11 protein-coding genes are annotated in these 11,691 nt (G+C 60.3%); 10 read left to right on the plus strand and 1 reads right to left on the minus strand.

Going from position 1 to position 11,691, the window contains the following annotated elements:
• Positions 1 to 1,064 precede the first annotated feature (1,064 nt).
• The 7 genes from E6C55_RS31460 to E6C55_RS31490 all read left to right on the plus strand — a co-directional run bounded on the left by E6C55_RS31460 (position 1,065) and on the right by E6C55_RS31490 (position 8,181).
• On the plus strand, positions 1,065 to 1,793 hold the full coding sequence (locus E6C55_RS31460; RefSeq protein ID WP_136373809.1) for a (Fe-S)-binding protein: 729 nt from the start codon (positions 1,065 to 1,067) through the stop codon (positions 1,791 to 1,793).
• On the plus strand, positions 1,790 to 3,304 hold the full coding sequence (locus E6C55_RS31465; protein ID WP_136373810.1) for a LutB/LldF family L-lactate oxidation iron-sulfur protein: 1,515 nt from the start codon (positions 1,790 to 1,792) through the stop codon (positions 3,302 to 3,304). Before E6C55_RS31460 ends, E6C55_RS31465 begins: the two co-directional genes overlap by 4 nt.
• Positions 3,297 to 4,022, plus strand: a complete 726-nt coding sequence (locus E6C55_RS31470) for a LutC/YkgG family protein (protein ID WP_136373811.1) — start codon at positions 3,297 to 3,299, stop codon at positions 4,020 to 4,022. The genes E6C55_RS31465 and E6C55_RS31470 overlap by 8 nt, the downstream gene beginning before the upstream one ends.
• A gap of 18 nt (positions 4,023 to 4,040) precedes the next feature.
• Positions 4,041 to 4,760, plus strand: a complete 720-nt coding sequence (locus E6C55_RS31475) for a FadR/GntR family transcriptional regulator (protein WP_330999682.1) — start codon at positions 4,041 to 4,043, stop codon at positions 4,758 to 4,760.
• 139 nt (positions 4,761 to 4,899) lie between these two features.
• Positions 4,900 to 5,250, plus strand: a complete 351-nt coding sequence (locus E6C55_RS31480) for a DoxX family protein (RefSeq protein ID WP_168735981.1) — start codon at positions 4,900 to 4,902, stop codon at positions 5,248 to 5,250.
• Between the two features lie 136 nt (positions 5,251 to 5,386).
• Positions 5,387 to 6,712: a deoxyguanosinetriphosphate triphosphohydrolase family protein gene (locus tag E6C55_RS31485; RefSeq protein ID WP_136373814.1), complete on the plus strand. Its 1,326-nt coding sequence runs from the start codon at positions 5,387 to 5,389 to the stop codon at positions 6,710 to 6,712.
• Between the two features lie 14 nt (positions 6,713 to 6,726).
• Entirely contained in the window at positions 6,727 to 8,181 is a 1,455-nt protein-coding gene (locus tag E6C55_RS31490; protein WP_230986945.1) for an NAD(P)/FAD-dependent oxidoreductase, read from the plus strand.
• A gap of 15 nt (positions 8,182 to 8,196) precedes the next feature.
• On the opposite strand, the gene E6C55_RS31495 is transcribed toward E6C55_RS31490, so the two are convergent.
• Positions 8,197 to 9,711, minus strand: coding sequence for an MDR family MFS transporter (locus E6C55_RS31495; protein ID WP_230986946.1), 1,515 nt, complete (start codon positions 9,709 to 9,711; stop codon positions 8,197 to 8,199).
• A 195-nt stretch (positions 9,712 to 9,906) separates the two neighbouring features.
• Here E6C55_RS31495 and E6C55_RS31500 point away from each other — a divergent pair, with 195 nt between their 5' ends.
• The 3 genes from E6C55_RS31500 (at position 9,907) to E6C55_RS31510 (ending at position 11,588) form a co-directional block, all read left to right on the plus strand.
• Entirely contained in the window at positions 9,907 to 10,593 is a 687-nt protein-coding gene (locus tag E6C55_RS31500; RefSeq protein WP_136373815.1) for a TetR/AcrR family transcriptional regulator, read from the plus strand.
• A gap of 427 nt (positions 10,594 to 11,020) precedes the next feature.
• Entirely contained in the window at positions 11,021 to 11,356 is a 336-nt protein-coding gene (locus E6C55_RS31505; RefSeq protein ID WP_230986947.1) for a metal-sensitive transcriptional regulator, read from the plus strand.
• Between the two features lie 31 nt (positions 11,357 to 11,387).
• The gene (locus E6C55_RS31510) at positions 11,388 to 11,588 is read left to right on the plus strand and encodes a copper ion binding protein (protein ID WP_136373816.1); all 201 of its coding nucleotides are present in this window, start codon (positions 11,388 to 11,390) and stop codon (positions 11,586 to 11,588) included.
• The last annotated feature ends 103 nt before the right edge of the window (positions 11,589 to 11,691 follow it).

Here is an 11,691-nt window from a genome sequence, read left to right on the forward strand (position 1 = left end):
CGTGAAGGTGACAAATTACCCTGAGCCTGAACAACCTTGTTGTCAGGCTGGCGTCTTTAGGCGCAGTTTGGCAACAAGGGGTTATACCCCAAGAGCAAACCACCCGTTGGACGGGTGGTTATGATTGCGGTTGGGCAGCGTGCGGGGGAGTTGTGCGGCAAATCCGCACAGCGGAGCCCACAGCCGGAGCGAGGCGCAAATTGTAGTTGGAATTTCGATCTTATTCGCTCGGGGCGCCCCAGCCGGACTCTTACAAGCGGCCTGGAACCCTCCGAAAAAGTCGATGAAGCGCCATACCGCCGCCGTATGCCAGGAATTTATGTGAAATTTCACATTCGTGCACCTCGATAACGGGTCGTTTGGGCGATTATATGTGAAAAATAGCATACATAGAGAAAAGGCACGCTCGAATTGCCGGATGTATGCGAAAAATCACATAAAACGCGGCGATTGCCTTCGATTCGAGCCGATGAATGTGAAAATTCGCATAAAATCGTAAAAGACACAAACGTCAACGGGCCAGGGGAGCGAACCGCATCGCGGGGGAGTGGGCAGTTTGTTAACGGCTGCTTGCGAGAATGACGGGAAAACCGTCATTCTGCTCCGTCAGGGGGCGACGGGGGACGGGCAACTCGGGCAACGAACTGGCAAATGCCTAAAAAATAAGCATTCAGAGGCGGAGGTGAGGCTATCGGCGGCTGAATGCCTAAAAAATAAGCATTCAAGGACGCGGAAGGAGCCGGCAACGAATGAATGCTTAAAAATTAGTCATTCATCGGCCTCTGGAGCTTTGATTATCGTTGAATGCTGAAAAATCAGTCATTCATCGGCCTCTGGAGTTTCGCGTATCGTTGAATGCTTAAAAATTAGCCATTCCGAACGCCCCGCCCCTGGCACCTCGAGAGTACCCTTGAATGAGCACCAGCTCCCGCCGCCACCCCCAATTATGGCTAAATCGCGTCTTTTCCTCCAACACTAAGCGAAAAACGCTTGCAAAAGTTGTCTGACAACCTGATAATGTGATTAGATGTTTACGATATTATGCGATCGAGGTGCCAAACAGCATGAAAGTCTCCTTGTTTATTACATGCTTGAGCGACGCGATTTTCCCGCGGGTGGGGGAAGCGATGGTTCGCGTGCTGGCGAAGTACGGAGTCCGGCTCGAATTCCCGAAGGTGCAGACGTGCTGCGGTCAGCCGGCGTTCAACAGCGGGTATTGGGACGATGCGCGCGAGACGGCGAAGACGATTCTGAACGCATTCGAGGACAGCGACTTCGTCATCTCGCCGTCGGGCTCGTGCACGGGGATGATTCATCATTACCCGAAGCTGTTCGAGAACGACCCGGCGAACAAGGCGCGGGCACTGAAGCTTCAGGAGAAGGCGTTCGAGTTCACGCAATTCCTCGTGCAGGTGCTTGGCGTGACCGACGTCGGGGCGGTGTTCCCGCATAAGGTGACGTATCATCCGTCCTGCCACGGCAGCCGCCTGCTCGGCATCAAGGACGAGCCGATGGCGCTGCTCAGCCATGTGCAGGGGCTCGAGTTCGTGCCGCTTCCGTTCGCGGAGGATTGCTGCGGGTTCGGGGGCACGTTCGCGGTGAAGATGGCGGACATCTCGGGTGCGATGGTGTCGGAGAAGGTCGATCATATCAAGGAGACCGAAGCCGAGGTGCTTGTCGGGCTCGACATGGCGTGCCTGATGAACATTGCGGGCAATCTCAGGTATCGGAACGAGCCGGTTAGGGTTATGCATCTGGCCGAGCTGCTTGCGGAAGGGGCGAAGCTGGCATGAGCGCGAAGGGAGCACTCGGAACGGTCAAGGGACGGGCGGAGCTGGCGCTGAACGACGAGTTCCTGCGGAAGGCGGTCAAGTTCACGACTGAACGTCTCCGGAATGGGAAGAAGAACGCAGCGAGCGAGCACGGCAACTGGGAGCTGTGGCGGGAGCGCGGTCGGGCGATTCGCCTGCACACGATCGCTCACCTGGACTATTATCTTAATCTGTTCGTGAACAACGCGAGGGCGAATGGCGTTCACGTTCACTTCGCGGATACGGGCGCGGACGCGGTGCGGATCGCGATGGCGATCGCCGAGCGCAAGAGCGCGAAGACCGTCGTGAAGTCGAAGTCGATGGTGTCCGAGGAGCTGCACCTGAATGCGGCCTTGGAGAAAATCGGGGTCGAGGCGATCGAGACGGACCTTGGCGAATACATCATCCAGCTCGCGGGCGAGACTCCGTCGCACATCGTCATTCCGGCGATCCACAAGAACCGGTATCAGATCGCCGATCTGCTGTCCGAAGTAGCGGGGGAGAAGCTGGAGGCGGATACGACGGTGCTGGCCGGGTTCGTGCGCAAGAAGCTGCGGGAGAGCTTCCTGGAGGCGGATATCGGCATGACCGGCTGCAACTTCGCCATCGCCGAGACGGGCTCGATGGTTCTCTTCGAGAACGAGGGCAATGCGCGGATGGTCACCACGCTGCCGAAGACGCAGATCACGCTGATGGGGATGGAGCGCATCATCCCGTCGTTCCAGGATCTCGAGGTCATGGCGACGCTGCTGCCCCGCTCGGCGACCGGCCAGAAGCTGACGATGTACATGTCCGCCATCTCGGGACCGCGGCGCGGCGAAGACGCGGACGGCCCGGACGAGATGCACATCATCATCGTCGACAACGGACGTTCCTTGCAGCTCGGCGATCCGGAATTCCAGGAGCTGCTCAACTGCATTCGCTGCGGCGCGTGCCTGAACGCCTGCCCGGTGTACCGCCACATCGGCGGCCACGCCTACGGCGGCACGTACAGCGGCCCGATCGGCGCGGTGCTCACGCCGGCGCTGAACAAGAACATCGCCGAGTGGGACGACATCGCCAACACGTCCAGCCTGTGCGGCGCCTGCTACGAGGCGTGCCCGGTCAAGATCCCGCTGCACGACATGCTCGTCTACCTTCGCCGCCGCAAGGTCGAGAAGGGGCACGGCAACAAGATCGAGAGCGCGGGCATGAAGGGCTTCTCGACGCTGCTCGGCAACGCGAAGCGGTTCCGCACGGTCGTGAAGCTCGGCCAGATCGGCCAGAAGCTTGTCGTTCGCGACGGCGGCATCCGCACGAAGCTCGGGCCGCTGAAGGGCTGGAACTCCTATCGGGTAACGCCGAGCCTGCCGAAGAAGTCGTTCCGCGAGAACTGGGCGACGCTCGACCAGCAGATCCGCGCGGATCTGAAGGAGATGAGCCCGGAGATGAAGCAGCGGGTCGAAGACGCCGTTAAGCGGAGAGGGCAAGGGGGAGGTCATCATCATGGCTGATTCGCACCAAGAGTGGCTGAAGCAGATGGAGGAGCAGTCCAAGGCCAAGCAGACGTCCTTTATGGCGGGAATCGCGCAGCGACTCGGCCATCCTGCGATGACGAAGGCGCCGGAGCATCCGTTCCGCGGCGCTCCGGACTTCTGGAAGGAATTCGAATGGGATCGCGAGGAGAAGATCGAGCGATTCTCCGCCAACTGGCAGAGCGTCGGCGGCCATGTGGCGAGATTGGCCGATATGAACGCGGCGCGCGACTTCATCGCGGACAAGGCGCGCGAGATGGGCGCGAGGTACATCGTCCGCCAGAACGAGCCGGAGCTGGAAGCGCTCGGGCTGGAGGCGGCGATTCCGGACGCGAGCATCTCCGTCTGGAACACCGATCCGGACGTCTACTGGAAGGCGCGCTCCGCCGAAGCCGACTTCGGCATCGTCATCGCCGACCATTCCGTCGCCTACACCGGATCGGTCGTCGTGAAGTCGTCGAAGGACAAGGGACGCTCGGTGTCGCTGCTGCCGACCGTCATGATGATTATCATCCCCGTCGATCAGATGAAGACGCGGCTCGGCGAAGTGCTGTCGGCGTTCGACCAGGGCGGCCGCGAGAGCTTGCCGGCGGGCATTCACTTCATCACCGGACCGAGCCGTTCGTCGGACATCGAGAACGATCTGACGATCGGCGTACACGGGCCTGGCGTCGTTTACGCTCTTCTAGTAGGATAGAGAGAAGAACGGAAGGAGATGTCTGGCGTGGAAGTCACCCCGCTTACGAAACGGAACCATTACGAAGAGATCACGGAGCAACTGAAGCGCCAGATTCTGGAGGGCAAGCTGAAGGTCGGGGATAAGCTCCCCTCGACGAAGGCGATGTCGGAGCGCTTCGGCGTCGGGCGCTCGACGACCCGCGAGGCGCTCAGCGCGCTGAAGGCGATGGGGTTGATCGAGATTCGGCAGGGGGGCGGCTGCACAGTTATTCGCTCCGAGCCGGAAGCCGAGATCAAGCTGCCGGAGCTTGAGGCGCTGCGCCTGAACCGGAAGACGCTGCTGGAGCTCATCGAGGTGCGGCAATCGCTCGAATCGTCCATCGCCTCGCTCGCCGCGGAGAAGCGCACGGACGAAGACGTCCGGGCGCTGAAGCGAATCGTGAAGGAGATGGCGCTCGCCGTCGGGGACGATCTCGAGGGCGAACGGACGGACATCGAGTTCCATCTTGCGCTCGTCAAGGCGACGCACAATTCGATGCTCTCCAAGGTGCTCGATTCGATCATGACGCCGATGGAGCTGGCGATCCGCGAGGTGCGCCGCGTCGAGCTGTATGCGAACCGGACCGTCGCGGAGAGGCTGCTGGAGGAGCATTCCGACATCGCGGCCGCGGTCGTCTCGCGCAATCCGGAAGCGGCGGCGGAGGGCATGAAGCGGCATCTGCGCAACATCGAGAGGATTCTGCTCAAGTACTTATAGGAGGAAAGTCCCAGCTCTGTCAGGCTAAGTCTTGTCAGTCTCGGCGGTATCCCCTATAATTCGCCTATAGGACTAATCGGAGTTGTATGCAACCGGATAGCCGGCAATCCGGTCCAGTCGTTATAGGAGGGCGTTACTCTTGCCAATCGTCGTGTTGCAGATTCTGCTTGTCGCCGCGTTCCTGGTCGGCGGACTCTCGAAGCTGGCTGGCGCGAAGCCGCAACTGATTAATTTTCAGCGGTGGAGATTGCCTCCGGCGATGCGTTACGTGACCGGCGTCGTCGAATTGCTCGGGGCGGGAATGATGCTGCTCGGCATCTGGACGCACGGCTTCGCGGCCTGGGGCGGCATTCTGTTGGCGGGGACGATGATCGGCGCGATGTTCGTCCACTTCCGCGTGCAGGACAAGTTCTCCCAGTGGTTTCCGGCCATCGTCTTCTTATGCGTGTCCTTGGCCGTGACCATCAACTATGCCTCGTACTTATTCTAGCCTGTCGGACCAATGGAATTCAGGGAACCGAACGCGTTGCGTTCGGTTTTTTTACATTTTCCTCACATGTACTGGCGAACAATACGGAAAACCAATACAATACGAGAAATGGTTCGAATTCCGAGGTGACGACGAGATGACGCAGACGAATGTACGCAAGCTGAGATTGTTCGATACGGAGAATATCCATTCGGGGGACGACCGGGACGAATACGAGAAGGACTATTCCCGCTTGATCCAATCCCCCGCCTTCCGAAGATTGCAGGGCAAGTCGCAGGTGTTCGGCGCCGGCTCCGGCGATTATTATCGCACGCGGCTGACGCATTCCTTGGAGGTGTCGCAGATCGCCCGCGAGGTGGCCCGGCGGCTCGGCAAGAGCTGCCCGTTCCTCGCCCGCAAGCTGCATCCGGGCCTCATGATCGACCCCGAGGTCGTCGAGGTGGCCGCGCTTGCCCACGATCTGGGCCATCCTCCGTTCGGCCATAAGGGCGAAGAGGTTCTGAACGACTTGCTCCAGAAGGAGATGGGGCAGAAGTACGAGGGCAACGCTCAGAACTTCCGCATTCTGATGTTCCTCGAGAAGCGCGCGGGCAGCGACAGCGGGCTGGACCTGACGGCAGCCGCCTTGCTCGGCGTGAACAAGTACCCGTACTGCCTAGACGAGCCCGGCCGGCTGAAGGGCGTGTATCGCCGCGAGTGGGAGGGCATCGAGTACCTGCGCGGGCTGTGGGGGATGCCGGAGGGCTGTGCGACGCTCGAGGCTCAACTGATGGACCTGTGCGACGACATCGCGTATTCGACGCACGATCTCGAGGACGGCATCCGCGCGGGCAAGATTCCGGTCGGAACGGACTTCTCGGAGGACGATCGGATCGTGTCCCACCTCATGCAGGAGATCGTCGACGACCCCGGCAACAAGGAGATGAACTGGGACGGCATCGACCTGAAGGCGACCGTGAAGGTTGTGCTGAGCCAATTCGTGCGCCAGTGGGAGGAGATCTACGCCGAGAACGGCCGCGACACCTCGCGGACGAGACGGGAGATCAAGGCGCGCTGGGTGCGGAAGTTCGCGAGCCAGGTGGGCATTATCGACGATCCGGACAAGGGGTGGAAAAGAGTCACGTTCGTACGCGAAGGCGAAGAGGACCTGGAGCTGCTGCGGACGATGGAGATTCTGAAGAAGCTGGCTTGGGTGACGCTGATCAAGGACTTCCGCGTGCAGCGCCTCCATAAGCGAAGCGAGGTCATCATTCGCAGGCTGTGGGACAGCTTCAAGGAGTACGAGACGGGCAATCTGATCATTCCGCCGGATTGGCTGGAGAGCTACGAGCTGCAGCGGGGCAAGTGGCCGTGGGAGCGCATGGTCGCCGACTACATCGCCGGAATGACGGACGCGTACGCAGAGAAGGTGTACGGGGAGTTCTTCGCGAGCCGCTCGGGCTCGATCTACGAACGGGATTGACGGGAGAGTTGGTTTTGAGATACGAATTCGTTATTGTCGGAGCGGGTGTAGCCGGAATTTATGCGGCCCTCGAATTGGCGGGCCAAGGGCGCAGGACGCTTGTGATCGATAAGGGCAAGAAGCTGGAGGAGCGCCGCTGCCCGCAGGAAGGCGAAGGGAGCTGCGACTGCGAGGCGTGCGACAAGTACGTCGGCTTCGGAGGCTTGGGCTTGTCGGAGGGGAAGTACAACTATACGAACGACTTCGGCGGGGATCTTGAACGGAAGGTCGGCAGCGAGCGCGCGTTGGCGTTGATGGATGAGGTCGACGCGGTGCTGTGCGCCCACGGGGCCGATCGTGTCGGAATTTACGATACAAGCGACCCGGAGCTGTCCGCGAGGGCTCGGGCGGCGGGCTTCGACACGCTTGCGACCCGAACGCGCCATCTCGGGACGGAGCTGTCCCGAGCGGTGCTGGGCGGCATCTACGGGGAGCTGGAGAACCGGATCGCCTGGCGCTTCCGCACGGAAGTTCGGGAGCTTCGCCCGCTTGAAGGCGGAGGCTTCGAGCTGACGCTGTCGGACGGCGAAGAGCTCGAAGCGGACACGGTTCTTATCGCCACGGGGCGAAGCGGCAACGAGTGGCTGTCGCGGCAATGCGCTGCGCTGGGCTTGGGACGGGGAGAGGCGCGGCTGGATCTTGGCCTGCGGATCGAGATGCGGGGCGATCAGTTGGACACGCTTCTCGGGCGCGCGTTCGAGACGAAGCTGCGCTTCTCCGCAGACGGCTATTCGGCGACGACGTACTGCATGAACCCTCGCGGGCGGGTCGTCCTCAAGCTTCAGGAAGGGCTTGCGATGCCGGACGGCCAGAATGCGCGGGAGCGGGGAGACGGCGGCACGGGCAACTTGAACTTCACCCTGTTCGTGCCGGCCTTCTTCTCCACCTTGGACGAAGCGGACCGCCGCCTGCACGAGGTCGTAGGCGGCATCAACCGCGGCCGCAACCGCATCGCGGCGCAGCGGCTCGCAGACCTTCGGGCAGGGCTCGCGGAGGAAGACGGAGAGTTCGCAGGGGAAGGCAGAGAGTTCGCAAGGGAAGGCAGAGAGTTCGCAAGGGAAGGCAGAGAGTTCGCAGGGGAAGGCGGAGCGGGACTTGCGACTACGGTAGCCGCCGCCGCCCGAACGATCCAGCCTACGCTCGCTGCCGAGCCGGCAGATCTCCGGAAGGAAGTGCCGGAGCTGTACGTCCGCGCCGCGCTTGAATTCCTGGAGGCGCTGGAGAAGCTGATCGGCGAACCGATCGACGACGATACGATTGTGTACGCGATCGACGCCAAGCTGTATTCTCCCGGCATCGCCACCGACGAGCGGTTCGAGACAAGCGTTCCCGGCTTATACGTTATCGGCGATTGCTCCGGCACGACCCATTCCCTCTCTCAAGCCGCCGCGAGCGGCCTCCATGTCGGCCGCCTGCTGGGGAGCCGCTGAGCCGCCGGGCGGAATTTAGGCCATTCGCTCTTCGCTCGGCGCTGCTGCCGACGGCGGCTGGATCGGGGCGGGGGCCGGTTGGCGGCGCTTCTTCCGCACGGGGATGCTGAACGGCAGCGCAAGCGCGGCGATGACTGTCGCCACGAGGAAGACATCGTTAACGCCCATCGTGTAAGCGAGCAGTTGTGCCGACTCCGGCGAGCTGCCGGAATCGGCCAAGTCCCGCCCGTGCGACGCCGCGTTCGAGATCAGGAGCGAGGTGAACAGCGCGATGGCGAACGAACCGCCGACATTGCGCACCCAGTTGCTGACGGAGGAAGCGTCGCCGGATTGGGCGCGCGGAATCTCTTCCATGCTGGCCGTACCCGTCGCTGCGGAAGCGAACGACACGCCGATATTGCGCACGGTCATCCAGAGGATGATGTAGGCATGGGAGACGCCGACGTCCAGCCGGGCCATCTCGAAGCTGCCGACGAGAATGAGGATGAGGCCTCCCGCGGTCATCCACAGCGGCCCGAGCCGGTCGTACAGCTTGCCGGCGATCGGCATGCACAGCGCCATGACGAGGGAGGCCGGCAGCATGATGATGCCGGTGTCGAGCGCCGAGATGCGCTGCACGTTCTGCAGGAACAGCGGCACGAGCAGCGTCCCGGAATAGAGGCTGATCATCGTGATCGTCGAAGAGACGAGCGCCAGGGTGAACCGTCCGTTCGCGAATACGCGAAGATTCAGCAGCGGCTGGGCGGCCCGAAGCTCGCGCCAGATGAACAGGGCAAGCGAGATCAGCCCGAGGGCGAACAGGCCGAGCGTGCTCCAGGACGTCCATCCCCACTGCCGGCCTTCGCTCAGCCCGAGCAGGAGAGCCGTGCTGCTGACGACGACGGCGGCAAGCCCGGCCAGGTCGAGCGGCTTGCGCCCCCCGATACGGTAATCCGGAATCATGAGCTGGATAAACAGAATGGCAATAAGGCCGATCGGCACGTTCAGGTAGAACAGCCATTGCCAACTGAAGTTCTGGATCAGCCAGCCGCTGATCGTCGGGCCGAAGGCCGGGGCGAGCATGGCGGACAGCGCCCAGATGCTGACGGCGAACGGCTGCCGGTCGCGCGGGATGACCTGGAAAATAATCGTCATCGTCGCCGGCAGCACGAGGCCGCTGAACGCTCCCTGAATAATTCGGAACGCGATCAGCGAACCCGTGTTCCAGGACAGCGCACACAGCAGCGAGAACGTGACGAAGCCTATCATGGCGTACAAATACAGCTTTTTGAACCCGAAGCGACTGCCCAGATAGCCGGTCAGCGGTGCGATGACGCCCAGCGAGAGCATGAAGCCGGTCAACACCCATTGGATCGTGTTCAGATTGCTGTGGAAGTCCTCGATCAGGAACGGAAGGGCGAGATTAATCGTGCTGATCCCCATAACGCTCAGGAACGAGCCGAAGAAGATCGCGAACATCACCGGCCAGAATTTAACTTGGCTTTGGCCTTGCTCTGTATTGCCCATATTGCCCGCGTTGTCGGTCATCATGAATTTTCTCTCCATTTCTCCTCTTTATCTCTCTGTTATCCGCAGCGCCTTCTGCAACTGCTTCTATGGTTTCTCGATCATACCTCAACACGTAGTCGATGTAAACGAATTTAATCAAAAACGTATAGTTCGTTCACAACGTTTACCTCTACCCGACAATCGATTATACTGTTTGTATAGGAAGGGGGAAGCGCTTTGAAGATCAACGACGAACAGCCGGGCTGCCGCTATACGGACCGCGAATGCAAGAGCAAGCTCGCCGGCAAGCTGCTCTCTCCCCTGAGAAGTTCGGGCTTCCAGCAGCTTCGCATGGAGGATATCGCGAGGCATATGGATATCTCCAAGGCGACGCTGTACAAATATTTCGCTTCCAAGGACGAGATCATCGAGCTGCTTGTGGAGGACTTCGTGGGGTATGTGGAGGAGAAGGACGCGGAGGATCTCCCGAACGCGGACGTTCCTTGCGAGAAGCGGTTCCGCGACACGTTCGTCCAGACGCTCGTCATCGCAAGCTATCGCTCGGACGCGTTCGTGAAGGATCTGCGCGAGACGTTCCCCGAGCTGTACGGCAAGCTGGAATCCGCGATCGGAGCGCGCAACGAGCGGCTTCGGCAGCTTTATGAAGAGGGCATGGAAGCGGGAGTGTTCATCCGGCAGAACGCGTCTCTGCTGATCATGCAGGACGAGCTGATTTTCCGCAACTTGGTTGACCCGGTCTACCTGATGAAGCACAACCTGACGCTGATGAGCGCGCTCTTCGATTATTACCTGATCAAGAAGCGGCAGCTTCTGGCCAATCCCGAAGAGGGCGGCGACGCGGACCGCGCGATGCGGGAGCGATTGGACAGGTTGGCGATGAAGATCATGTACGGGGGAAGCTGATCGCCCCTCATCGGCCTCGAAACGCCGAATGAATGTGAAAAACCACATACAATTGCCGTCGCAGCCTCCAATACGCCGAATGAATGCGAAAAATCGCATATAATTGCCGTCGCAGGACCTCGAAACGCCGAATGAATATGAAAAACCGCATACAATCGCCGTCGCAGGCCCTCAAAGCGCCGAATGAATGCGAAAAACCACATACAATTGCTGTCGCAGCCTCCAAAACGCCGAATGAATGTGAAAAACCACATATAATTGTCGTCGCAGGCCTCGGAACGCCGAATGAATGTGAAAAACCGCATACAATCGCCGTCGCAGAGCAACCATTCATCCTCATGGGGCACAACCGCAGCGGGGAAAACAACCAATCGCCTTGACATACCCCTGTGGGGTATATTATTATGAAGAAGCGAGGTGATCGACGATGGAGCACACGAAGGAGACGAACGCCCACGAGAGTTGCCATACCGGCAGTCAGGCGGTCAGGAGAAGCCACCATTCGAGCGAGATGAAGGGCAATCTGGTCTCCCGCCTTAACCGCATCGAAGGGCAGATTCGGGGCATCAAAGGTTTGATCGAGAAGGACACGTATTGCGACGACGTGCTCAACCAGATTGCCGCCGTGCAGTCCGCATTGGGCTCGGTGGGCAAGCTGCTTCTGGAAGGCCATATGCGAAGCTGTATCGTGGAACGGATTCAAGCCGGCGAGAACGAAGTCATCGACGAGTTGCTCGTAACGGTCAACAAGCTGATGAAGTAATTCGAGCTCATAACATTAAGGAGGGCTATGGATGTCCAATATAACGTTGAAGGTGGAAGGAATGTCGTGCGGTCACTGCGTCAGCGCGGTGGAAGGCGCGGTGGGCAAGCTGGGAGCTTCGGCCAAGGTGGATCTGGCGGGCAAGTCGGTCGCCATCGAATATGACGAGAGCAAGACATCGGTCGCAAGCCTGAAGGAAGCGATCGAAGATCAGGGCTACGACGTCGTGTAACGGCAGCGAACGCCAGGCGGAGCTTGGGGACGATTCTCGGAGGCGGGGAACGTTCCAAGTTCCTTTTTTTCAACATGATATATACCCTTGGGGGGTATTCGGA

This window comes from Cohnella fermenti (assembly GCF_004801405.1).
GTDB lineage: Bacteria > Bacillota > Bacilli > Paenibacillales > Paenibacillaceae > Cohnella > Cohnella fermenti.